Here is a 23707-nt window from a genome sequence, read left to right as displayed (position 1 = left end):
ACGATGAGCGACTTCGAGGGCACGAACATCACTCCGCTTCCGGTCGAGCCCGCCCCGGGCCGCCGGCGCCGCCCGCGCGTGAAGTGGTTCCGGCTGCTGCTGCTGCTCGTGCCGCTCGGGCTGCTCGCGGTCGTCTCCACGGTCTTCGGGATGATGATGGCCGTCGCGTCGGACCTCCCGGACCTCGAGAACCGGCCCGAGTACCGCGAGAAGGGCGGCGCCCGGAACTCGGTGATGGTCGACATCCGCGGCCGCGAGCTCGGCCTGCTGGCCAGCAACCAGAACCGGATCATCCTCACCGACAGCAGCGACATCTCGCCGTACATGAAGTCGGCGATCATCGCGGTCGAGGACGAGCGGTTCTACGAGAACTCCGGCGTCGACCTGCGCGGCATCGGCCGCGCGTTCGTCAACGACGTCATCAAGGGCGGCGCCCGCCAGGGCGGCTCGACCATCACGCAGCAGTTCGTGAAGAACGCGATGGACGCGCAGGACGAGCGGACCGTCTTCCAGAAGCTGCGCGAGTCCGCGCTCGCCTACCACCTCACGCGCAAGTGGTCCAAGGACAAGATCCTGCGCGAGTACCTGAACTCGATCTACTTCGGCAACGGCGCCTACGGCGTCGAGGCCGCGGCGCGGACCTACTTCGGCAGCGACCCCAACCACCAGGGCTGCGGGACCGAGAAGCGCCCGTGCGCGAAGGAGCTCGAGCCGCACGAGGCCGCGCTGCTGGCCGGCGTCGTCGCCTCACCATCCGGCTACGACCCGACGGTGAACCCGCGTGACGCCGAGATCCGCCGCAACATCGTCCTCGACAAGATGCTCGAGCAGGGCCGCATCAGCGCGACCCAGCACCGCGAGGCGGTCGCGGCCCCGCTCTACGGCGGCGAGGTCGCCCCGCCGAGGGTCGAGTCCAAGGCGCCCTACTTCACCTCCTGGGTGCGCCAGCAGCTCGTCGACAAGTTCGGCGCGCGGCGCGCGTTCGAGGGCGGGCTGCGGATCCGCACGACCCTCGACCTCGACCTGCAGCGCGAGGCGCAGCGGGCCGTGGACGCGTTCCTGCCCAACCCGACCGGGCCCACGGCCGCGCTCGTCGCGATCGACAACCGCTCCGGCGAGGTGCGCGCGATGGTCGGCGGGCGCGACTACGACACCGCCCCGTTCAACCTCGCGACCCAGGGCCAGCGCCAGCCCGGATCGTCGTTCAAGCCCTTCATCCTCGCCGAGGCCCTGCGCCAGGGGATCGGGCCCGGGTCGCTGTGGCCGTCGCGCAAGCGCGAGTTCACCGTGCCGGGCACCGACGGCCAGGAGAAGTTCGTCGTGAACAACTTCGACGACAACTACTCCGGGGTCTCGACCCTCGCGCGCGGACTGACCTTCTCCGACAACGCCGTCTACGCGGCCGCCGGCATCAAGGTCGGCACCCGCAAGGTCGCCCGGCTGGCCCGGCGCATGGGCATCCGCACCCCGGTGTCGGACAACTACGCGATGACGCTCGGCGGGCTCAAGCAGGGCGTCACGCCGCTCGACCTCGCCCACGCGTACGAGACGTTCGCCGAGAAGGGCCTGCGCGTGTACGGCACGCTGGGCACGAGCAACCAGGGCCCCGTCGCGATCCGCGAGGTCGAGAACGCCGACACGAAGCGCTGCGTGACGCTCGCCGGGACCGACCGCTGCGTGAAGAAGAACCGCCGCAAGACGCGCCGCGTCCTGTCCAAGGAGGTCGCCGAGACCGCGACGTCGATCATGTCGACCGTCGTCACGCAGGGGTCCGGCAAGCGGGCCGCCTTCGGCCAGTTCGCCGCCGGCAAGACCGGCACCACGGAGAACTTCGGCGACGCGTGGTTCGTCGGCTTCACCGACCGGATGACCGTCGCCGTCTGGGTCGGCTATCCCGACGCCTTCAAGCCGATGGAGACGGAGTTCGCCGGCGAGCCCGTCGCCGGCGGCACCTTCCCGGCCCAGATCTGGCGCGAGTTCATGATCAGCGCCAACCGCGTGATCGACGAGCGCGTCGCCGCGGAGCGCAAGGCCAAGGGCCTGCCGCCGAAGACCCAGACCACCACGGTGCCGCCCGTCGCGACGCCCGGGACCGCCGCCCCGACCACCGGGAGCGCCGGCGCCGCCGACGCCGACACCGCGGAGCCCGAGGGCGACACCGGCGGCGGGAACGGCGGCGGCGAGGCCCAGACGCAGACCGGCGCCGGCCAGCAGGCCCAGCCCGCCGACCCGGCCCCCGCCCCGGCGGCCACCCCGCCGCCGGCGGCGACCCCGCCGCCCGCCGCCACCCCGGCCGCCCCGGCCGACGGCGGCGCCGGGGGAGCCGTCCCACCGACGCCCTGACCCCGGCGTCCCGCTCGGGCCCGGGTCAGCCGGTGCCGTGGTGCAGCAGCCCCGGCGGATACGGGCGGGACACCCGCCGGCTGCCGCGCAGGCAGAAGCGCCACGGCAGCTCGACCGCCTTCGTGATGCCGATCCGCGTCCCGGTGACGAGCTCCGGGACCACCCCCGGCTCCCGGGCGCGGATCCGCACCGGCCCGTCGACGAGCGACGTCGCGTTCTCGGTCAGCTCGATCCCCAGGGCCTGCGTGAGCTTGCCCGGCCCGTTGCAGAGGTCCCGCTCGTGGACCGGACCGCGGCGTGCGCGCATCAGCTCCACCCCCGCGGTCGGGTCGAGCGCGCGGACGAGGACCGCCGCGCCCACGTCCTCGCCCTCGCAGACCGCGTTGATCAGCGCGTGGATCCCGTAGGAGCGGTACACGTACGCGGTCCCGGGCGCCGCGAACAGCGTCGAGGTCCGTGCCGTCAGGCCCACGTAGGCGTGGCACGCCGCCTCCGTGTGGTGGTAGGCCTCGGTCTCGACGATGCGCCCCGCGGTCTCGCCGTGGACGAGCTCGCAGCCGACGAGGTCGCGCGCGACCTCCAGCACCGGACGGTCGTAGAACGCGGCGTCGAGGACCGCGCCGCTCACGCCAGCTGCGCGCGCGCCAGGTCCAGCTGCTCGCGCACCCGGGCCAGCGCGGTCCCGCCCTCGGAGACCTTCGACTCCAGCCACGACGACTGCTCGAACACCGATGCGGCGTCGTCACCGAGCTCGGCGACCGTCACGTCGGCGAGCGTACGTCCCTGCTCCACCGCCTCGCGGACCAGCCGCGCGACGACGCCGTGCGCCTCGCGGAACGGCGTGCCCCGCACGACGAGGAAGTCGGCGAGGTCGACCGCCGCGATCATCTGGTCGGAGGCCGCCGCCGACATCGCCTCGCGATGGAACTCCGCCGTCTCGAGCATCCCCTGCGCCGCGGCGATGCAGATCTCGACCGTGTCGACCGCGTCGAACAGGTGCTCCTTGTCCTCCTGGAGGTCCTTGTTGTAGGTCAGCGGGAGCGCGTGGATCACGCCGTGGAGCGCCGCCTGGTGCGCCCACACGCGCGGCGCCTTGCCGCGCAGGAGCTCCGCCGCGTCCGGGTTCTTCTTCTGCGGCATGATCGAGGACCCCGACGACCACGCGTCCGACAGGGTCATGAAGCCGAACTCGGTGCTCGCCCACAGCACGATCTCCTGGCCCAGGCGGCTCAGGTGCGTCGCGCAGACCGACAGGGCGTGCAGCAGGTCCAGGGCGAAGTCCCGGTTGGAGACGCTGTCGACGGAGTTCGCGGTCACGCCGTCGAAGCCGAGCTCGGTGGCGACCATCCGCCGGTCGGTGTCGAAGTTCACGCCCGCCAGGGCGCCCGCGCCCAGCGGCAGCTCCGCGGTCGCGTCGAGGACCGCGCGGAAGCGCGCGATGTCCCGCGTGGTCATCCAGAAGTACGCGAGCAGGTGGTGCGAGAGGTACACCGGCTGGGCGCGCTGCAGGTGCGTGTAGCCCGGCAGCGGCCAGTCGAGGTGGGCCTGCGCGACCTCGAGCACGACCCGGCGCAGCGCCTCGAGCTGCCCGATGATCCGCTCCGCGCTGTCGCGCGTGAACATCGCCAGGTCGGTGATCACCTGGTCGTTGCGGGAGCGACCGGTGTGGAGCTTGCCGCCCGGGGCGCCGACGATCTCCGTCAGGCGCCGCTCGACCGCCATGTGGATGTCCTCGTCGTCCTCGCGGAAGGGGAAGCTGCCGTCGCGCAGCTCGGCCTCCACCGCGTCGAGCCCCGCGAGGATCGCGGTGAGGTCGTCGTCCCCGATGATCGAGCGCGCCGCGAGCATCCGCGCGTGCGCGCGGGACTGGGCGACGTCGAACGGCCACAGCCGCCGGTCGAACGACAGCGACGTGTTCATCGCCTGGAAGGCGGGATCCTGGGGCAGCGAGAAGCGCGACATGGACGCCGCAGGTTAGTGGCAGACGGGCCGCGCCCGCCGCTCAGCCGCGCGCGAAGCCGTCGGCGATCTGGGCGACCTGGGTCGCCAGCACGAACCCGAGCAGGTACAGGGTCGTCCCCCACCCCACCCAGCCGCCGCTGTCGCGCCGGCCGAAGCGGCCGCGCGCCCGGTGGTCGTGCACCGCGGCGGGCACGAAGCAGAGGAGCCCGAGCGCCATCAGCACCCACGGCGTCCAGCCGCTCACGAGGTACGCGGCGTCGAGCGAGAAGTTCGCGGCGATCCGCGCCACGAGGTCGTGCCACAGCAGCACGGGGAGCGCGGCGGCGAGGACGAGCCCCGCGACGGCCGAGCCCCGCCCGCTCATCCCCGCAGCACCTCGGCGAGCACCGCGGCGACGCGGTCGACCTGGCCCTCGGTCATCTCCGGGAAGAACGGCAGCGCCACCGAGCGGGCGGCGACGTCCTCGCAGACCGGGAACTCGCCCTCCCGGTGCCCGTGCACCTCGCGGTAGTAGCTCATCAGGTGGATGGCCGGCAGGTACGGCTTGCTCTGCACGCCGCGGGAACGCAGGTCGCGGATCACCTGGTCGCGGTCGCGCTCGCGCGGGACCTGCACGACGAACACGAACCAGCCGCGGCGCTCGCGGTCGCGGTCCTCGCACGGCAGGCCAAGCCCCACGTCCGCCGCCAGCGGTGCGAGCGCCTCCCGGTACGCGGCGGCGACCCGCGCGCGGTCCGCGAGCATCCCGTCGAGCCGGTCGAGCTGCGCGAGGCCGACCGCCGCCTGCAGGTCGCTGAGCCGGTAGTTGAAGCCGAGCCGGTCGTGGTCGAGCCAGCCCATGTCGGGGGCGCGGCCCTGGTTGCGCTCGCTGTCGATGCGCGCCTTCATCGACGCGTCGCCCATCGTGACGAGCCCGCCCTCGCCCGTGGTCAGCTGCTTGTTGGCGTAGAAGCCGAAGACCGCGGGATGGCCGCGCCCTCCGACCGGGACGCCCTCGCGGTCCAGGGCGCCGAGCGCCTCGCAGGCGTCCTCGACGATCGGCAGGCCGAGCCGCTCGAACGCCGGCAGGTCGGCGGGATAGCCGAAGATGTGGACCGGCAGGACCGCGGTCGTGCGCTCGGTCACCGCGGCCGCCGCCGCGGCCGGGTCGAGGTCGAGCGTGACCGGGTCGATGTCCGCGAACACCGGGGTCGCGCGCTCGAACACGATCGCGTTGGCGCTCGCGACGAAGCTGAACGGGGACGTCACGACCTCGTCGCCGTCCCGCACGCCGACCGCGCGCAGCGCCAGGTGCAGCCCGGCCGTGCCGCTCGACACCGCGCTCGCGTGGCGCGCCCCGACCTTCTCGGCGAAGCGCCGCTCGAACTCGGGGCCGGTCGGTCCGAGCGACAGCTGCCCGGAGCGCAGGACCGCGAGGACGCGCTCCTCCTCCTCCCGGCCGATCACCGGCTTGGCGACCGGGATCTCCTCGCTCATGCGGGGCGACCCGTGGTCGCGGGGTCGCCGTCCGCGTCGGCGGCCGGCGCGGGCTCGCGCGGCGCCTCCGCGTACTCGAAGGACTCCACGAGGGCCTGCCACGAGGCGGCGATGACGTTCTGCGCCACCCCGATCGTGCCCCACGTGCGCCGGCCGTCGGTGCTCTGCACGAGCACGCGCGTCGTCGCACCGGTGCCATGGTGCTGGTCCAGCAGCCGGACCTTGTAGTCCGTCAGCTCGATGTCGCGCAGGTGCGGGTGGAACTCCGCCACGACCGAGCGCAGCGCCGCGTCCAGCGCGTTGACCGGCCCGTTGCCCTCCGCGGAGCGCACGTAGCGCTCACCGCCGACCCAGATCTTGATGGTCGCCTCGCACTCGACGTGGCCCTGGGCGTTCTGGTCGACGATCGTGCGCCAGGACTCGAGCACGAACAGCGGCTCGTGCCCGCCCAGCTCCTTGCGCAGCAGCAGCTCGAAGGAGCCGTCGGCCGCCTCGAACTGGTATCCGTCGGCCTCCAGCTCCTTGACGCGGTCGATGACCCGCTGGGCCGTCGCGTCGTCGACCTCGAGGCCGACGGCCGCCGCCTTCTCGCTGACCGTGTGGCGGCCGGCGAGCTCGGAGACGATCAGCTGGCGCTCGTTGCCGACGAGCTCGGGCTCCATGTGCTCGAAGGTCGAGGCGTCGGCGCGGACCCCGGCGACGTGCAGGCCGCCCTTGTGCGCGAAGGCGTTGCGTCCCACGAACGGCTGGTTGGGGTCCGGGGCGAGGTTCAGGAGCTCGTCGACGAAGTGCGCGGTCGCGGTCAGCTTCTCGATCCGGTCACCGGGCAGGACGTCGTATCCGAGCTTGAACTGCAGGTTGCCGATGATCGACACGAGGTTCGCGTTGCCGGTGCGCTCGCCGATGCCGTTCATCGTGCCCTGCACCTGCGTGGCGCCGTTGAGCACCGCGGCGAGCGTGTTCGCGACGCCGCACTCGAGGTCGTTGTGGCAGTGGATGCCGACCTCGACGTCGCGGCCGAGCGCGGCGACCACCTCGCCGACCGCGGTGCCGACCTGGTGCGGCAGCGAGGAGCCGTTGGTGTCGCACAGCACGACCCGCTCGGCCCCGCCGCGCGCGGCGACCCGCAGGCACTCCAGCGCGTACTCCTCGTTGGCCCGCCAGGCGTCGAAGAAGTGCTCGGCGTCGTAGATGACGCGCTTGCCGCACCCGACGAGGAACGCGACCGACTCCTCGATCATCGCGAGGTTCTCCTCGCGTCCGACCTTGACGACCTTCTCGAGGTGCAGGTCCCAGGTCTTCCCCACGAGCGTGCAGACCGGCGCGAAGCACTCGGCGAGGATCCGGAGGTTCTCGTCGTCCTGCGCCGCCACACCGCGCCGTCGGGTCATCCCGAACGCGACGATCTGCGCGTGCTCGAAGCGCTCCTGCGCGAGCAGGCCGAAGAGCTCGAGCTCCTTCGGGTTGGACGCCGGGAAGCCGGCCTCGATCAGGTCGATCCCGAGCTCGTCGAGCCGGTGGGCGACGCGGACCTTCTCGCGCGCGGTGAGGGACATGCCCTCCCCCTGCATGCCGTCGCGCAGGGTGGCGTCGTAGAGCTGGACGGTGGAGTTCATCGGTCGGTGGTTCCTGGGGTACGGAGGTGGTCACGGGCGGGTGGCGGCGGCGGCCGTCGTCCCGCGCGGATCACCCGCGCCGGATCAGGCCGCCCCGGGAATTCGCCGGACCGCCGGCGCCGCCACGGACCGCACGTCAGGCCTCGACCGGGGCGGTCGCGGGCACCGGGTCCAGCCAGTCGCGGTACTGCGGGGCGCGCCCGTAGAGCGCGTCCTCGAAGGCGGACTGCACGGCCTTGGTGATCGGGCCCGGCTTGCCGGTGCCGACCGGGTGGTCGTCGATCTCGCGGATCGGGGTGAGCTCGGCGGCGGTGCCGGTGACGTACACCTCGTCCGCGAGGTACAGCTCGCCGCGCGCGATGTCGCGCTCGACGAGCTCGTAGCCGAGGTCGCGGGCGATCTGGATCGCCGAGCGCCGGTTGATGCCGTCGAGAATCGACGCGGTCAGCGGCGGCGTGTGGATGACGCCGCCGCGCACGACGAAGATGTTCTCGCCGGAGCCCTCGCAGACGTGGCCCTTGTCGTCGAGGAGGATCGCCTCCTCGTAGCCGGCCTTGTGCGACTCGATCTTCGCGAGCACCGAGTTCAGGTACTGGCCCGACGCCTTGGCCTGCGGGATCAGCGAGTCGGGGCTGATGCGCCGCCACGAGCTGATCTTCGCCCGCACGCCGTTGGCCTTCCCCTCGTCCCCGAGGTAGGAGCCCCACTCCCAGACGGCGATCGCGACGTCCACCGGCGCCTCCAGCGGGAACAGGCCCATGGTGCCGTAGCCGCGGTAGACGAGCGGGCGGATGTAGCAGGAGCGCATCCCGTTGCGGGCGATCAGCTCGAGCGTCGCCTGCCGGATCTGCTCCGGCGTGAACGGGATGTCCATGTAGTAGAGCCCGGCGCTGCGGTACAGCCGGTCGACGTGCTCCTGATGGCGGAAGACCGCCGGCCCGATCTCGGTGTCGTAGCAGCGCACGCCCTCGAACACGCCCGTGCCGTAGTGCAGGCCGTGCGTGAGGACGTGGATCTTCGCGTCCTCCCACTTGACGAACTCGCCGTTCATCCAGATGAGGTCGGCCTGCTGCACGTGTCGTCCTTGGTCGTCGGGATCGGGGCTTCAGAGGTACTTGCGGACCGCGGCGTACGCCTCGTCGGTCCCGGCGGTGCCGCCGAGATCGCGGGTCCGCAGGCCGGCGTCGAGCGCCTGGTCCACCGCCGACTCTAGCGCGGCGGCCTCCGTCTCCATAGCCAGACCGTGCCGCAGCAGCATCGCGGTGGAGAGGAACATCGCCAGCGGATTGGCGACGCCCTGGCCGGCGATGTCCGGCGCCGAGCCGTGCACCGGCTCGAACAGGCCCGGGCCGTCCGGGTTGCCGAGCGACGCGCTGGGCAGCATGCCGAGGGAGCCGGAGAGCATCGCGGCGGCGTCGGAGAGGATGTCCCCGAAGAGGTTCTCCGTGACGATGACGTCGAACTGCGTCGGGTTGGCGATGAGCTGCATCGCGCACGAGTCGACGAGCTGGTCCTCGAGCTGCACGTCGGCGAAGTCGGCGCCGTGGACCTCGTGGACGACCTGGCGCCACTGGCGCGAGGTCTCCATCACGTTCGCCTTGTCGACGGAGTGCACGAGGTTGCGGCGCCCGCGCGCGGCCTCGAACGCGACACGGGCGATCCGGTCGACCTCCTCGACGGTGTAGTGGCAGAGATCGGAGGCGTCGGTCTCGGTGCGGGTCTTCTCGCCGAAGTAGATGCCGCCCGTCAGCTCGCGCACGACGAGCATGTCGGTGCCGTCGAGGATCTCGCGCTTGAGCGCCGAGCTGTCGTACAGCGCCGGCAGCGGGCGGACCGGACGGAGGTTCGCGTAGAGCCCGAGCGCCTTGCGGATGCCGAGCAGGCCCTGCTCGGGCCGCGGGGCGCTGGGATCGGTCGTGTCCCACTTGGGGCCACCGACGGCGGCGAGCAGCACCGCGTCGGCGGTCTTCGCGGCGGCGAGGACCTCGTCGGTGAGGGCGGTGCCGTGCGCGTCGATGGAGGCGCCGCCGAAGACGTGCTCCTCGACCTCGACGCCCGGCACGAAGTGCTCGAGCAGCTCGACGGCGGGCGCGCAGATCTCCGGCCCGATCCCGTCGCCGGGCAGCGTGACGATCTTGGTCATGTGGTCCTCCGTCAGACCTTCGTGGTGTCCGGGCCGGAGCGCTCGCGCGCGGCCTCGTAGGCGGCGATGCGGTCCTCGCTCTGCAGCGTGATCGAGATGTCGTCCAGGCCGCCGAGCAGCCGGCGCTTGATCTCCGGGTCGATCTCGAACGGGAACTCGTCGACGGTCTGCGCCTCGAGGTCGACCTTCGCGCTGCCGCGCCGGACGATCTCGTCGCACTGCTCCTTGGGGAGCTCGATCGGGAGGACCCCGTTCTTCGTGCAGTTGTTCTTGAAGATGTCCGCGAAGTTCGGGGAGATCAGGGCACGGAAGCCGTAGTCCATGAGCGCCCACGGGGCGTGCTCGCGGCTCGACCCGCAGCCGAAGTTCGCGCCCGCCACGAGGATCGGGTTGGCGGGGAGGTCGTAGCCGTTGGCGCGCCACTCGTGGAAGCAGTACTCGCCGAAGCCGGTGCGCTCGACGCGCTTCATGAACCGCGCGGGGATGATCTGGTCGGTGTCGACGTCCTCCTGGTCGATGACCGTGACCGGTCCCTCGACGACGTTGATCGGCTCCATGGCTAGCCCTCCTGGTTCCACTGACGGATGTCGACGAAGTGCCCCTCGATCGCCGCGGCGGCGGCCATCTGGGGGGAGACGAGGTGGCTGCGGGCGCCGCGGCCCTGCCGGCCCTCGAAGTTGCGGTTGGACGTCGAGGCGACGCGCTCACCGGGCGCGGCGACGTCGGGGTTCATGCCCAGGCACATCGAGCAGCCCGCGACGCGCCAGTCGAAGCCGGCCTCGATGAAGACCTTGTCGAGGCCCTCCTCCTCGGCCTGCTTCTTCACCTGCTGGGAGCCGGGGACGACCATCGCGATGACGCCGTCGGCGACCTTGCGGCCCCCGATCATCGACGCGGCGGCGCGGAGGTCGCCGATGCGGCTGTTCGTGCAGGAGCCGATGAAGACGCGGTCGAGCTTGATCTCCGTCATCGGGGTGCCGGCCTGCAGCGCCATGTACTCCAGCGCGCGCTCGTCACCGGCGTCCTGCGGCTCGGGGACGGTGTCGGTGACCTGCACGACCATCTCCGGCGTGGTGCCCCAGGTGACCTGCGGGCTGATCGCGCTCGCGTCGACGGTGATGACCGTGTCGAACGCGGCGCCCTCGTCGGTCCTCAGGTCGGCCCAGGAGGGGTCGACCTCGACGCCGCGCTCGCGCAGGTACGCGAAGGTCGTCTCGTCGGGGGCGATCATGCCGGCGCGGCCGCCGCCCTCGATGGTCATGTTGCAGACGGTCATGCGGCCCTCCATCGAGAGCTTCTCGATCGCCGGTCCGGCGAACTCGACGACGTGGCCGGTGGCGCCGTTGACCCCCATCTGGCCGATCGTCGCGAGGATGAGGTCCTTGGCGGTGACGCCCGGGCCCAGCTCGCCCTCGTAGCGGATGAGCATCGACTTCGGCTTCTTCTGGCCGAGCGTCTGGGTCGCGAGGACGTGCTCGACCTCGGACGTGCCGATGCCGAAGGCGAGGGCGCCGAACGCGCCGTGCGTGGCGGTGTGCGAGTCGCCGCAGACGATCGTCATGCCCGGCTGGGTGACGCCGAGCTCCGGACCGATGACGTGGACGATGCCCTGCTTGTCGGAGCCCAGCGAGTAGACCGGGACGCCGAACTCTGCGCAGTTCTCCTCGAGCTTCTCGACCTGCTTGCGGGAGAGCTCGTCCTTGATCTTCGCAGCGACCGGCGTGCCGTCGGTCGGCGTGTTGTGGTCGGCGGTGGCGAGCGTGCGGTCCGGACGCCGGACGGGGCGGCCCGCGAGGCGCAGGCCGTCGAAGGCCTGGGGGCTCGTGACCTCGTGGACGAGGTGGAGGTCGATGTAGATCAGACCCTCCGCGACCTCGTGCAGGTCCCAGATCTTGTCGAACAACGTGCTGGCCATCGGGCACTCTCTCCTTAGCTGCGTCGCAGGCCCGCCGACAGGACCGCCAGGAGGGCGGCGTCGTCGGGTCCGGGGTTCTCGAAGTGGTGGGGCAGGTCGGCGTCGAAGGTGACGCAGTCGCCGGCCGACAGCTCGTGGCGCTCGGTGTCGACGACGAGGACGACGGTGCCGTGCTCGACCAGGGCGGTCTCGCGGCTGCCGGGCTCGTGCATCGGCGGGTCGCCCTCCCGGCCGGTGCGAGCGCCGGGCTTCAGCTCGTGGCGGGACAGCTCGGCGCGCTGCCCGGGCAGCGGGGCGGTGAGGACCTCGAAGCGGTGCCCGCCCTCGGCGGTGCCGCCGCGACGGCCCTCCCCGGCCTTGACGACCGTGACGCTGCCGGACTCGTCCAGCCGCAGCAGCTGCGAGAGCCGCAGGTCCAGGCCGGCGGCGATCTTCGCGGCGACCTGCAGGGTGGGGCTGGTCTCGCCGCGCTCGACCTGGCTGAGCATCGGGGCGCTGACGCCGGAGCGCTCGGCGAGGTCGCGCAGGGACAGCGACATCGCCTCGCGCAGGGCGCGGACGCGGGGCCCGACGTGGGCCTGGCGCTCGAGCTCTTCAGGGGCGGCGGTCACGGTCCGGCGTACGTTATCACGTACAACCGTTTTCGGGGGCCCGATCAGGCCGTCGGCAGGACCGCGGACGCCGGGAGCGGCGCGGTCAGTCCGCGCGGACGGCCGAGCAGCTGCAGCACGAGCGCCGTGTCGGCGATCGCCACCCCGGTCAGGTGCCCGTCGCGCGTGGCGAAGTCCTCGACGATCGCCGCGAGCGCCGCCGCCAGGCCCGGCGCATCGCGTGCCGCCAGCGCCTGCACCGCGTCCGCCGCGCGCGCGAACGGCGGCGGGCCACCCCGCATCGCGGCCGTCGCGTCCGGGAGCCGGTCGTCCTCGCGCAGCGTCAGCGCCGCGAGCGCGGCCGCCCACCCCGCCGCCGGCGAGGACGGGCCGCCGACGGCGTCGAGCGCGTCGAGCGTCGCCCGCGACTGCTCGCGGGCGAGGACCTCGTCCCCGCTCAGCACCGCGGCCTTCACGCGGCCGACGAGCCGCCCGAACGCCTCCGGTGGCGCGGCGTCCCACGACGCCGCGTAGGTCCGGGCGGCCTGCGCGAACGCCGCGCGGGCCGCAGCGGGATCCCCGTCCATCCAGGCCCGGTGGGCGTCGCCGTCGAAGGCGACCGCCCGGGCCTGGAGGACGCGATGGAGCTCGGGCTCGTCGGACATGGCCGCCAGTCTCGCAGCGCCCGGCCCCCGGAGCGAGGACTACCGGACCGTGAGCGCCTTCAGCAGCCGCGGCACCGCGCGCGAGCCGACCCGGCCGGTCGCGGTGAAGCGCCCGGTGGCGAGGTCGATCCGCCCGAACGTCGAGAACCGGGCCCCGGGCGAGCGCAGGCTCGCGTAGGCCGTGTTCGAGGTGCCGCTGATGTCGAAGCCGATCGGGTTCGTGAACGCGCGGCCGAGCGAGCCGATCGTCTTCAGCCCGCCGTCGTTCGGCGGCATCTGCAGCAGCAGCGCGTCGCGGCGGCTGTCGAGGTTGAACAGCTGCGTCGTCGTCGCCCCGGCCACGTTGTTCGTGTACGCGGAGCCGCCGACGAACGCGGGCGTGCCCTCCCCCTGGTCGCCGGCGTTGTACTTCAGCGGCCCGTCGGTCGTGGCGACCGCGCCGGTGTCCGGGTTCAGGCGCAGGTTCTGGCCGTTGGACGTCGTCAGGCGGATGCGGTCCACCGTCGGGTTGAAGTCGAACCCGACCGCGCTGCCCGACAGCGCCGGGGTGAACGCCGCCATCCCGATCGGGGTCACCTGCCCGGTCCGCGGGCTCAGCGTGTAGAGCCGGCTCGCCGAGGAGACCGCGACGAGCGCGCCGGTCGCCGGCCGACGGTCCAGGCCGACGATCGTCTCCCCCGCGGCGAGCCCGCGGACCGCGCGGGCCTTCGCGCTCCCGGGCGTCGCGCTGTCGAAGGTGACCACCCGATCGTTGGCGTCGATGCCGACCATCGTCTCCGCCTGGGCGGCGCCGGCCGGCAGGACGGCGAGGAGGGCAGCGGTGGCGGCGGTGGCGCGGGCGCGCGAGGACAGGGTCATGGGGCTCCTGGGGAACGGGTACGGGGAACGTGTGCGGTGACCGTCTCCTCCCTTCTTCGCAGGCCGGGCCCCGAGAGTTCACCCGCCGCCCGGGAAGCGGCAGAGCGTCCGCACGAGGATCCGAGCGGTCGCGAGCGCCTCGGCCACGACCACGTGCTCGTCGACGCCGTGGATCGCGTGCGGGCGCGGGCCGACCATCACCGTCGGAATGCCGCGCGCCGCGAACAGCCGCATGTCGGCGCCCCAGGGCACGCCGCCGGGCGCGGCGCTGCCCCGCTCCTGCGCGGTCGCCTCGAGCACCGTCCGGGCGAGCGGGTGCTCCGGGGACGTGCGGGCGCTCGCGAAGCGGGCGCCCGGCCAGGTCAGCGTGACGGGCGGCAGGCCGTCGCCGTCGAGCGCCGCGACCACCGCCGCCTCCACCGTCGCGCGCGCCTGCTCGACCGACTCGCCGACGCGGACCGGTGCGCGCCCCTCGAACGTCAGCCGGTCGGGCACCGTGCTCGCCCACTCGCCCGCGGCCAGCCGCCCGACGAGCACCGGGTACGGGAGCGCGAGCGCCGCCATCAGTGGGTCGTCGACCGCGGCGTTGAGCCGCACCTCGAGAGCGGCGAGGGCGGCGTGGACGCGCACGTAGCGGTCGATCGCCGACACGCCCTCGCGCCGGAACGCGGCGTGGGCGCCGACGCCGCGCACCTCGCCGCGGAAGGTGATCGCCCCCGCCTGCGCGCAGACGACCGCGAAGGCGGTCGGCTCCGGGATCACGCAGCCGTCGTAGCGGGCGTCCGCGCGCAGCGCCGCGAACGCGCCGAGCCCCCCGTCCTCCTCGGAGGAGACGGCGAGCAGCACCGGGTCGCACGGCGGCCGGACGCCCGCCCGGTGGACGGCGGCCAGCGCGTGCAGCGCCGCGACGACGCCCGCCTTCATGTCCGCCGAGCCGCGGCCGTGCAGCCGCCCGTCGTCCACGGTCGCCGACCACGCGCCGTGCCTCCAGGACGCGGTGCCCGCGGGGACGACGTCGACGTGGGCGCACAGCGCCAGGCGCGGGCGCCCCCGGTCGGCGAGTCCTCCGGGCAGGCCGGCGCGCAGGCCGAGCAGCTCGTCGCGCTCGCCGTCCTCCCCCGGCTGCTCGGGGTCGGCGCGCACCGCCGCGAGATCGTGCGTGTCGAGCGCCGTCTCGAGCCCGAGCGCACGGGCGCGCTCGGCGAGGTGCTCCAGGGCGGCGCGCTCGTCGCCCGTGACGCTCGGGATCCGGACGAGCGCCGCGAGGTCCGCGACGAGCTCGTCCGGGTCCAGGGCCGCCAGCGCGGCGGCCTCCGGCGCGCTCACGGGGTCGAGAGCAGCGCGGCGCGGTCCTCCTGCGGGGCGTCGGCGGCCAGCTGGGCGCGCCGCACCGCCGCGCTCAGCGCGCGGACATACGCGGTGCCGCCGGCCTCGAGGATGTCGGTCGCGACCGCCTGCCCGGCGCCGGTGACCCGCTCGCCCGCGAGGACGCCGGGCGTGTGGTGGGCGATCGCCGCGTCGGGATCCCCGAGCTCGACGACGACGCTGACCTCGCCGAGCGCGTCCTGCCCGCCGGTCACGGCGTCGACGCGGAACTCACGCAGCCGGGCGTCGATCCCCGTGGCGGCGTTGATCGCCCGGAAGACCGCGTCGACCGGCCCGTCGCCCGTGAAGCTGCCCTCGATCGAGCGGCCGTCGGGCGTCGAGACGCCGACCCGGGCGTGCGGCGGGCGCTGCGAGGACGCCTCGACCTCGAACCACTCCAGGCCGTAGCCGGGGATCTCGGCGCGCAGCTCGTCGGTGACGAGCGCCTCCAGATCCATCGCGGTGACCTGCTTCTTCTTGTCCGCCAGCTCCTTGAAGCGCTTGAACGCGGTGTTCAGCGTCGCGCCGTCGACCGGGTAGCCGAGGTCCTCCAGCGCCTGCTTGAGCGCGTGGCGGCCCGAGTGCTTGCCCAGCACGAGCGAGTTCGCGTCCAGGCCCACGGTCCGCGCGTCCATGATCTCGTAGGTCGTGCGCTCCTTCAGCACGCCGTCCTGGTGGATGCCGGACTCGTGCGCGAACGCGTTGCGGCCCACGACCGCCTTGTTGGGCTGGATCACGTAGCCGGTGAGGCGGCTGACGAGGCGGCTGGTGCGGGCGATCTCCGTGGTGACGACGTCGCAGTGCAGGCCGAGCTCCTCGCCGCGGGTGTGCAGCAGCATCACGAACTCCTCGAGCGAGGCGTTGCCCGCGCGCTCGCCGATGCCGTTGATCGCGCCCTCCACCTGACGGGCTCCCGCGAGCACGCCGGAGAACGAGTTGGCGACCGCGAGCCCGAGGTCGTCGTGGCAGTGCGTGGACAGGACGGCCTTGTGGAGGTCCGGGACGAGCTCGTACAGGCGCGTCAGGAACGCGGCGTACTCGGCCGGCATCGCGTAGCCGACCGTGTCCGGGATGTTGATCGTCGTGGCGCCCTCGTCGAGCGCGATCTGCAGGACCTCGGCGGTGAACTCGACGTCCGCGCGCGTGGCGTCCATCGGCGAGAACTCGACGTCGTCGCACAGCGCCTTGGCCTGCGCGACCGACGCGCGGGCGAGGCCCTTGACGTCCTCGCGGGTGGCCTGGAGCTGGTGCTCGATGTGGATGTCGGAGGTCGAGACGAACGTGTGGATGCGCGGCCGCTCGGAGTCCTTGACGGCCTCCCAGGCGCGGTCGATGTCCGCCGGGTTCGCGCGGGCGAGGCCGGCGATGACCGGGCCCTGCACCTGGCGGGCGATCGCCTGGACCGCCTCGAAGTCGCCGGGCGAGGCGATCGGGAAGCCCGCCTCGATGATGTCGACGCCCAGGCGCGCGAGCTGGTGGGCGATCTCGAGCTTCTCGGTGGTGTTCAGCGAGATGCCGGGCGACTGCTCGCCGTCGCGCAGGGTCGTGTCGAAGATCAGGACGCGACCGGTGTCGTCGCGCTCGGGTACGTCGGGGGACATCGTGGGTTCAGTGCTCCTTGTCGGGCTCGTACTCGGACTCTTCCAGATGGGTTCGCGGCATCAGCGGCCGCCACGCACTATTCCCCCCGAGGGGGGAGGAGGAGAAGTCGGAGGTCGAGCAGGTGCAGCACCGGCCACGGAGGCTAGCACCGGGGGTCCCGGCCGCCAAGCGGACCGCGCTACGGGACGAGGACGACCTTGCCGACGTTGCGCCGCTCGGTGAGGATCCGGTGCGCCTCGGGCGCCTGCGCGAACGGGACCGCGTCCGAGACGACCGGCTGCACCGTCCCGTCGTCGATCAGCGCGCGCAGCGGCGTGATCCACGGCTCGAGCGTGCCGCGGTCGTCCCAGAGGCGCAGCATGTTCAGGCCGATCAGCGCCTTGGACTCCCCCATCGCGTCCATCGCGTTGATGCCGCGGATCATCCGCAGCGCCTGGGGTGCGGCCTTCAGGAGGTTGCGGCGCTCGCCGTCGACGACGGAGCTGGCACCGAACGCGACGAGCCGTCCGCCCGGGCGCAGCATGCCGTAGCTGCGGGCCAGCGACGCGCCGCCGATCGCGTCCATGATCAGGTCGAACGGCGGCAGGCCGCGCTCCCACCCCTTGCGGGTGTAGTCGTGCGCGACGTCCACCCCGAAGCCGCGGATCGCCTCGTGCTTGTGGGGCGAGGCGGTGCCGTGGATCTCCGCGCCGAGGCTGCGGGCGATCTGCGTGGCGGCGATCCCGACCCCGCCGGCGGCCGCGTGCAGCAGGACGCGCTCGCCGGCGCGCAGGCTGCCGAAGCCGACCAGGCCGGCCCACGCGGTCGCGTAGTTCACCGGGATCGCGGCGCCCTGCTCGAAGCTCAGGCCGTCGGCGAGCGGCACGACGTCGCCCGCCCCGACCACGACCTCCTCCGCGTAGCCGCCGAAGCGCGTGCCCGCGAGGACCCGCTGGCCGACCGCGAGGCCCTCGACGTCGTCGGCGAGCTCGGTGATCTCGCCGCTGATCTCGTAGCCGACGACCGCGGGGACCGGGGGCGCGTCCGGGTAGAGGCCCAGGCGCGCCATCAGGTCCGCGAAGTTCACGCCCGCCGCGCGGACCGCGACGCGCACGCCGCCCGGCCGCATCACGGGGGCTGGACGCTCCTGGACCTGCAGGACGTCGGCGTCCCCGTGACGGGTGATGACGATGGCGCGCATGCGCGCCAGCCTACCGACGGTCAGGCGTCGCCCGGCACACCGGAGATCTGCCCCGGGGCCACCACCTCGGGCCGCCGGGCCCAGAAGCCCTCGCCGCCACTGCGCGCCCGCAGCACCAGGGCGATGACGAGCCCGAGGATCAGCGAGCCGACGCCGATCACGAACGGCGGGCCGACCCCCAGCCAGGAGGAGCCCAGGTCGGACGCCGCCGGGTCGCTGAGGTCGATCGCCGACTTGATGAAGATGTAGGTCAGGAACACGCCGCCGACGAACGGGGCGAGCCCGACGAAGAAGAAGTTGCTGGCCGAGCGGGTCAGCTCCTTGCGGTGGTACCAGACGCAGGCGAACCCGTTCATGCCGTAGTTGAACGCGATCAGGAAGCCCAGCGAGGTCAGGGCGTCGAACAGGAAGTTCTGGCTGAGCGTGTTGAAGACCACGTAGAACAGGGTCGCGAGGGTCGCGACGAGCACGGTGCCGACGTGCGGGGTCTGCCACGACGGGTGGATCGCGGCCAGCCGCTTGGGCATGGCGCCCATGCGCGCCATCGACAGGGAGGTCCGGGACGACGGCAGGATCGTCGTCTGGGTCGACGCGAGCGCCGAGGTGAGCACCGCGAGGATGAGGAACTTGCCGAACGCGGTGCCGAGCGCGTCGTCGGCGATCACCGCGATGACCGACGGGTCGTCCTCGAAGTCCCCGAAGAGGCTGGTGCCGGCGTAGGCGACCATCGCGACGGAGACGAGCAGGTAGACGCCGAGCAGGATCACGGTCGACAGCAGCGCCGCCTTGCCCGGGCCGGAGGAGGAGTCGGCGGACTCCTCGTTGACCGCGACCGCGGAGTCCCAGCCCCAGTAGATGAAGATCGCGATCAGCAGGCCCGCGACGACCGCGCTGGACCCGCCGTCCGCGGCGAACGGCGAGAACCACGAGAGCTCCGGGTCGACCGAGCTCGGGGTGGCGTCCCCGGTGGCGACCTGGACGAGCACGACGACCGCGAACGCGACGAGCGCGGTGATCTGCAGCGCGATCATCACGAACTGGGTCATCGCGCTGAGCTCGATGCCGCGGATCGCGATCGCGGTCATCGTCACGATGTAGAAGACCGCGAGGATCATGACGGCCGCCTTGGAGTCGGCGGCCCCGTCCATCCCGAGCAGCAGGTACGTGAACAGCGAGGCGACGTCGGCGAGCGAGCCGATGACGATGACGCCGGCCATCAGGATCGCCCAGCCGGAGACCCAGCCGAGGACCGGGCCCATCGCCCGCGTCACCCAGGCGAACGTGGTGCCGCAGTCCGGGTCGACGCGGTTCATGTAGTAGTAGGCCGTCGCGACGCAGACCATCGGGACGAACGCCAGCAGCATGATTCCCGGTGTCTGCAGGCCGACCGCGAGGACGAGACCGGCGATCACCGCGGCGATCGAGTAGGCCGGGGCGGTCGAGTCGACGCCGATCACGACGCCCGAGACGAGGCCGAGGGCCCCCTTCTTCAGGCCAGGCTCGTCATTCGCCTCGTTCGCCTCGGGGGCGATCGTGGTGCTGCTCATCAGGTGGTCCCTCCTCGTCGTCCTGCGGTGGCGGCGAGCCTAGGGAGCGCGTTGGACGGCACGCAAGGGCAGCTTGTCCAGCCCGGCGCGCCACGCGGTCGGTTTCGCGCCGGGATGGACGGTGGCGCGCCAGAAGGCGCGCCGGAACGTCAGAACGTGATCGAGCGGCCCGTCGCGAACTCGGGGCCCGCGAGCAGCTGCTGCAGGACGTCCGCGGGGGTCGCGCGGTCGGTCGTCATGACGATCGCGGCCATGCCGTCGGGGTGGTCGCCGGACTCGGTGCGGCCGACGGCCGCCTGGCCGATGTTGACGTCCGCGGTCCCCAGGGCGGTGCCGACGCGGCCGATCATGCCCGGCACGTCCTGGTAGCGGAACAGCAGCAGGTGGTCCTCGAGCTGGACGTTGAACCGCTCACCCCAGACCTCGAGCAGGTGCGGGCGGTTGCGACGGCCGAGCGTCGTGCCGACCACGCGCGAGCGCTGGCGGCCGCTGTCCGACACGACCGTCACGCGCACGAGGTCGGTGAAGTCCCGGGCGCTGCCGCGCTTGGACTCCTGGATCTCGATGCCGCGCTCCTTCGCGAGCTCGGGAGCGTTGACCTCGTTGACGTCCTCCTCGGTGTGGCCGCTCAGGGCGCCGAGCAGCACGTTCAGCACGAGCGGCCGCGTGTCACGCTCGGCGATCCGGCCGAGGAACTCGATCTCCAGCCGGTCGACGGAGCCGCCGTCGGCGACGCTCACCGCGAGCTTGCCGAGCTTGCGGCACAGCGGCAGGAACGGCCCGAGGACCTCGAGGTCCTCCGCGCCGACCGCCGGGACGTTCACCGCGGTCGTCACGGCGCCGCCGGTGAGCGCGGCGACGACCTGCTCGGCGGCCTGGAAGCCCGCCCGGTCCGTCGCCTCCGCCGTGGACGCCCCGAGGTGCGGGGTCACGACGACGTTCTCGCGGCCGAACAGCGGCGACTCGGTCATCGGCTCGGTGCGGAAGACGTCGAGCGCCGCCCCCGCGACCTTGCCGCTGTCGAGCGCGGCGACGAGGTCCTCCTCGACGATCAGCGGGCCGCGCGCGACGTTGAGGATCCGCACGCCGTCCTTGCACTTGGCGAACGCCTCGGCGTTCAACCAGCCCTCGGTCTCCGGCGTCTTGGGCAGGTGGATGGTGATGAAGTCGGCGACCGCGTACACGTCGTCGGAGGTCTCCGCCTTCTCGACGCCCATCTCGCGGTAGCGGTCGGCGGCCACGTAGGGGTCGTAGGCGACGACCTTCATGCCGAAGCCCTGGGCGCGCTCGGCGACGAGCTGGCCGATGCGGCCGAAGCCGAGGACCCCGAGCGTCTTGTCCATCAGCTCGACACCCGAGTACTTGCTGCGGTCCCAGCGGCCGGCGACGAGCGCGGCGTGCGCCTGCGGCACGTTGCGGGCCAGCGCGAGCAGGAGCGCGAGCGTGTGCTCGGCCGCGGTCACGACGTTGCTCTGCGGCGCGTTGGCGACGACGATGCCGCGCTTGGTGGCGGCGGGGACGTCGACGTTGTCGACGCCGACGCCGGCGCGGCCGATCGCCTTGAGGTTCGTCGCGCCCTCGAGCACGTCGGCGGTGAGCTTCGACGCGGAGCGGATGAGGACGCCGTCGTAGCCGCCGAGCTCGGCGGCGAGCTCGCCGTCCGCCCAGTCGGTCTTCACGGTGACGTCGAAGTGCTGCTTGAGCAGGTCGACGCCGGAGTCGCCGATCTTCTCGGCGACGAGCACCTTGATCTCGGGGTTGGTCATGCGCTGAGGGCCTCCACGACGTGGTCGATGCTCCTGGTGAGCTGCTGCACGTCCTCGGGATCGATCGCCGGGAACATGCCGATGCGCAGCTGGTTGCGGCCGAGCTTGCGGTACGGCTCGGTGTCGACGATCCCGTTGGCGCGCAGGGTCTTGGCGACCGCGGCGGCGTCGACGGACTCGTCGAAGTCGATGGTGCCGACGACCAGCGAGCGGTTCGCGGTCTCGGTCACGAAGGGGCTGGCGAACGCCGAGGCCTCCGCCCAGCCATAGAGGATCTCGCTGGAGCGGCGCGAGCGCGCGACCGCGAAGTCCTCGAGGCCGCCGCCGTCGTTCATCCACTCGACCTGGGCCGCGAGCAGCACGAGCGTGGCGAGCGCCGGCGTGTTGTAGGTCTGGTTCTTGCGGCTGTTGTCGAGCGCCGTGGTGAGGCTGAGCGACTCGGGCAGCCAGCGGTCGGTCCGGGCGCCGATCTCCTCGATCCGCGCGATCGCGCGCGGGCTGACGAGCGCGAGCCACAGGCCGCCGTCGGCGGCGAAGCACTTCTGCGGCGCGAAGTAGTAGACGTCGGCCTGCGCGGCGTCGAGCGGCAGACCGCCCGCGCCCGAGGTCGCGTCGATCACGACGAGCTGGTCGTCGGTCGCATCGGCCGGGCGGACGACGTCGACCATCGCGCCCGTGGAGGTCTCGTTGTGCGCCCAGGCGAGGATGTCGGCGGACGGGTCGCTCGTCGGGGCCGGGGCCGAGCCGGGGTCGGCGCTCACCACGATCGGGTCCTGCAGGAACGGGGCGCCCTTGGTGACGGAGGCGAACTTGCTCGAGAACTCGCCGAACGTGAGGTTCAGCGAGCGCTCGCGCACGAGGCCGGCGGCCAGCGCGTCCCAGAACACGGTGGTGCCCCCGTTGCCGAGCATGATCTCGTAGCCGTCGGGGGCGGAGAACAGCGTCGAGAGGCCGTCGCGCACGCGGCCGACGACGTCCTTGACGGGCGCCTGCCGGTGACTCGTGCCGAGCACGTCCCGATGCGCCTCGAGCGCGGCGAGCTGCTCCGGGCGGACCTTGCTGGGCCCGCAGCCGAAGCGGCCGTCGGCGGGCCTCAGGTCGGCGGGGATGATGATCTCGGGCGGCGTCACTGGCGGCACTCCTCGTGGGATCGGATCGGATCGAACGTGGTGCCCAGGCGCGCGACGGGTCCTGCTCGGTGTCGTCGCTCCCCGGTGGTGAACCCCACCCGTACGGCGCCAGTCGCGACGACGGCGCCAACACTAGCGAACGGGCGCGCCGACGCACGTGACCGACTCGTGACCGCCGTCAGTCGCGCGGGCGCACGTACGCCCACCAGTACAGGAGGTAGACCGGGAAGCTGAAGACGATCCCGACGTAGAAGCCGGTCCGCCACCACTCCGCGGCGCGCGGATGCCCCGTGCGGGGCGGCTCGAGCGCGAGCTGCGCCACGAACGGGCCGGTCGCGACGAGCGCGACGAGGCCCGCGACGACCATGAACGGCAGGTACGGCACCGCGCCGGTCGCCGCCGCGACCCAGATCGGCGGCAGGGACGCGGCGTGGACGACGGCGAGCCGGCGCAGCCGCTCGGGGCGGGGCGCCGGCTGCCGCACGGGACCGGCTAGCCCTGGGCGAACCCGGAGTCGTCGATCCAGGCCATCATCTTGCGCAGTTCCTTGCCGGTCGTCTCGATCGGCTTGGCGGCCTGCTCGGCGCGCATGCGCTTGAAGTTCTCCTGGCCGGCGCGGTTCTCGGCGATCCACTCGCGGGCGAAGTCGCCGTCCTGGATCTCCTTGAGGATCTTCTTCATCTCGTCGCGCGTGGCCTGCGTGATCACGCGCGGGCCGCGGGAGTAGTCGCCGTACTCGGCCGTGTTGGAGATCGAGTACCGCATGCCGGCGAGACCCTTCTCGTACATGAGGTCGACGATGAGCTTCAGCTCGTGCAGGCACTCGAAGTACGCCATCTGCGGGTCGTAGCCCGCCTCGACGAGCGTGTCGAACCCGGCCTGGACGAGCTCGGAGGCGCCGCCGCAGAGCACGGCCTGCTCGCCGAAGAGGTCGGTCTCGGTCTCGTCCTTGAAGGTCGTCTCGAAGACGCCGCCGCGCGTGCAGCCGATGCCCTTGGCGTACGCGAGCGCGAGCGCCTGCGCGCCGCCGGTCGCGTCCTGGTGGATCGCGATCAGGCCGGGGACGCCCGAGCCCTCGAGATACTGGCGGCGCACGAGGTGGCCGGGGCCCTTGGGGGCGGCGAGCGCCACGTCGACGCCGGCGGGCGGCTCGACCTCGCCGTAGAGGACGCTGAAGCCGTGACCGAACAGGAGCAGGTTGCCCTCGGCGATGCCGTCGCGGACCTCCTCCTCCCAGACCTGCCGGTGCAGCTCGTCGGGGACGAGCAGCATCACGACGTCGCCCTGCGAGGCGGCGTCGGCGATCGACAGGACCTCGAGGCCGGCGTCCTTGGCCTTCTGGACCGAGGAGCTGTCGGGGCGCAGGCCTACGACGACGTTCACGCCCGAGTCCTTCAGGTTCTGGGCGTGGGCGTGGCCCTGCGAGCCGAAGCCGATGATCGCGACGGTCTTGCCGTCGAGGAGACCGAGGTCTGCGTCGTCGTCGTAGTACATGCCGCGCAGGATATGCGGCGGCGGCCCTCGCGCGGCGTGCGGTCCCCGTGCCGGG

General features: G+C 72.8%; 21 protein-coding genes and 1 riboswitch. Of the genes, 1 reads left to right on the top strand and 20 read right to left on the bottom strand.

All coding sequences use genetic code 11. The features are described from left to right. The first annotated feature begins 3 nt into the window (after positions 1-3). Complete coding sequence (locus C7Y72_RS22455) at positions 4-2343, top strand: transglycosylase domain-containing protein (protein ID WP_146175500.1); 2340 nt, start codon at positions 4-6, stop codon at positions 2341-2343. Positions 2344-2368: 25 nt separating this feature from the next. On the opposite strand, the gene C7Y72_RS22450 is transcribed toward C7Y72_RS22455, so the two are convergent. The 20 genes from C7Y72_RS22450 to ilvC all read right to left on the bottom strand — a co-directional run bounded on the left by C7Y72_RS22450 (position 2369) and on the right by ilvC (position 23661). Further along, a complete protein-coding gene (locus tag C7Y72_RS22450) occupies positions 2369-2971 on the bottom strand; it encodes a DNA-3-methyladenine glycosylase (RefSeq protein ID WP_107571448.1) in 603 nt (200 codons plus the stop codon). Then, positions 2968-4305, bottom strand: a complete 1338-nt coding sequence (argH, locus tag C7Y72_RS22445) for an argininosuccinate lyase (protein WP_107571447.1) — start codon at positions 4303-4305, stop codon at positions 2968-2970. Before argH ends, C7Y72_RS22450 begins: the two co-directional genes overlap by 4 nt. A 40-nt stretch (positions 4306-4345) precedes the next feature. After that, entirely contained in the window at positions 4346-4669 is a 324-nt protein-coding gene (locus C7Y72_RS22440; RefSeq protein WP_107571446.1) for a hypothetical protein, read from the bottom strand. Continuing rightward, positions 4666-5781 (bottom strand): DegT/DnrJ/EryC1/StrS family aminotransferase, encoded by a 1116-nt coding sequence (locus C7Y72_RS22435; RefSeq protein ID WP_107571445.1) that lies wholly within the window; start codon positions 5779-5781, stop codon positions 4666-4668. The genes C7Y72_RS22440 and C7Y72_RS22435 overlap by 4 nt, the downstream gene beginning before the upstream one ends. Beyond that, the gene (gene cimA, locus C7Y72_RS22430; protein WP_107571444.1) at positions 5778-7397 is read right to left on the bottom strand and encodes a citramalate synthase; all 1620 of its coding nucleotides are present in this window, start codon (positions 7395-7397) and stop codon (positions 5778-5780) included. The genes C7Y72_RS22435 and cimA overlap by 4 nt, the downstream gene beginning before the upstream one ends. 136 nt (positions 7398-7533) lie before the next feature. Beyond that, on the bottom strand, positions 7534-8472 hold the full coding sequence (locus tag C7Y72_RS22425; RefSeq protein WP_107571443.1) for a branched-chain amino acid transaminase: 939 nt from the start codon (positions 8470-8472) through the stop codon (positions 7534-7536). Positions 8473-8502: 30 nt separating this feature from the next. Continuing rightward, positions 8503-9540 carry a 3-isopropylmalate dehydrogenase gene (gene leuB, locus C7Y72_RS22420; RefSeq protein WP_107571442.1) on the bottom strand — a complete coding sequence of 346 codons (1038 nt, stop codon included), beginning with the start codon at positions 9538-9540 and terminating at the stop codon, positions 8503-8505. An 11-nt stretch (positions 9541-9551) separates the two neighbouring features. Further along, complete coding sequence (gene leuD / locus C7Y72_RS22415; RefSeq protein ID WP_107571441.1) at positions 9552-10097, bottom strand: 3-isopropylmalate dehydratase small subunit; 546 nt, start codon at positions 10095-10097, stop codon at positions 9552-9554. Positions 10098-10099: 2 nt separating this feature from the next. Further along, a complete protein-coding gene (leuC, locus tag C7Y72_RS22410; RefSeq protein ID WP_107571440.1) occupies positions 10100-11455 on the bottom strand; it encodes a 3-isopropylmalate dehydratase large subunit in 1356 nt (451 codons plus the stop codon). A 14-nt stretch (positions 11456-11469) separates the two neighbouring features. Beyond that, the gene (locus C7Y72_RS24220; RefSeq protein ID WP_284690362.1) at positions 11470-12066 is read right to left on the bottom strand and encodes a helix-turn-helix domain-containing protein; all 597 of its coding nucleotides are present in this window, start codon (positions 12064-12066) and stop codon (positions 11470-11472) included. Positions 12067-12110: 44 nt separating this feature from the next. Continuing rightward, positions 12111-12710, bottom strand: a complete 600-nt coding sequence (locus tag C7Y72_RS22400) for a hypothetical protein (protein ID WP_107571439.1) — start codon at positions 12708-12710, stop codon at positions 12111-12113. Between the two features lie 39 nt (positions 12711-12749). Further along, the gene (locus C7Y72_RS22395; RefSeq protein WP_107571438.1) at positions 12750-13568 is read right to left on the bottom strand and encodes a DUF4394 domain-containing protein; all 819 of its coding nucleotides are present in this window, start codon (positions 13566-13568) and stop codon (positions 12750-12752) included. Positions 13569-13646: 78 nt separating this feature from the next. After that, positions 13647-14894, bottom strand: coding sequence for a M20/M25/M40 family metallo-hydrolase (locus tag C7Y72_RS22390; protein ID WP_107571437.1), 1248 nt, complete (start codon positions 14892-14894; stop codon positions 13647-13649). After that, complete coding sequence (locus C7Y72_RS22385; RefSeq protein ID WP_107571436.1) at positions 14891-16534, bottom strand: 2-isopropylmalate synthase; 1644 nt, start codon at positions 16532-16534, stop codon at positions 14891-14893. The genes C7Y72_RS22390 and C7Y72_RS22385 overlap by 4 nt, the downstream gene beginning before the upstream one ends. 179 nt (positions 16535-16713) lie before the next feature. Next, positions 16714-17715, bottom strand: coding sequence for a zinc-binding dehydrogenase (locus C7Y72_RS22380; RefSeq protein WP_107571435.1), 1002 nt, complete (start codon positions 17713-17715; stop codon positions 16714-16716). A gap of 20 nt (positions 17716-17735) precedes the next feature. After that, the gene (locus tag C7Y72_RS22375) at positions 17736-19262 is read right to left on the bottom strand and encodes an APC family permease (RefSeq protein ID WP_107571434.1); all 1527 of its coding nucleotides are present in this window, start codon (positions 19260-19262) and stop codon (positions 17736-17738) included. Between the two features lie 149 nt (positions 19263-19411). Then, complete coding sequence (gene serA, locus C7Y72_RS22370; protein ID WP_107571433.1) at positions 19412-21028, bottom strand: phosphoglycerate dehydrogenase; 1617 nt, start codon at positions 21026-21028, stop codon at positions 19412-19414. Further along, the gene (gene serC / locus C7Y72_RS22365; protein WP_199224032.1) at positions 21025-22158 is read right to left on the bottom strand and encodes a phosphoserine transaminase; all 1134 of its coding nucleotides are present in this window, start codon (positions 22156-22158) and stop codon (positions 21025-21027) included. The genes serA and serC overlap by 4 nt, the downstream gene beginning before the upstream one ends. Positions 22159-22192: 34 nt before the next feature. Continuing rightward, positions 22193-22284, bottom strand: a riboswitch (ZMP/ZTP riboswitch). A 52-nt stretch (positions 22285-22336) separates the two neighbouring features. Continuing rightward, entirely contained in the window at positions 22337-22642 is a 306-nt protein-coding gene (locus tag C7Y72_RS22360; RefSeq protein ID WP_107571432.1) for a hypothetical protein, read from the bottom strand. An 8-nt stretch (positions 22643-22650) separates the two neighbouring features. Beyond that, positions 22651-23661 carry a ketol-acid reductoisomerase gene (gene ilvC / locus C7Y72_RS22355; protein WP_349016830.1) on the bottom strand — a complete coding sequence of 337 codons (1011 nt, stop codon included), beginning with the start codon at positions 23659-23661 and terminating at the stop codon, positions 22651-22653. Between the last annotated feature and the right edge of the window lie 46 nt (positions 23662-23707).

Origin of the sequence: Paraconexibacter algicola (assembly GCF_003044185.1) — a bacterium.
Classification (GTDB): domain Bacteria; phylum Actinomycetota; class Thermoleophilia; order Solirubrobacterales; family Solirubrobacteraceae; genus Paraconexibacter; species Paraconexibacter algicola.
Note: the sequence above shows the minus strand (reverse complement) of the source record. Positions and strands in the feature narration are given on the sequence as shown.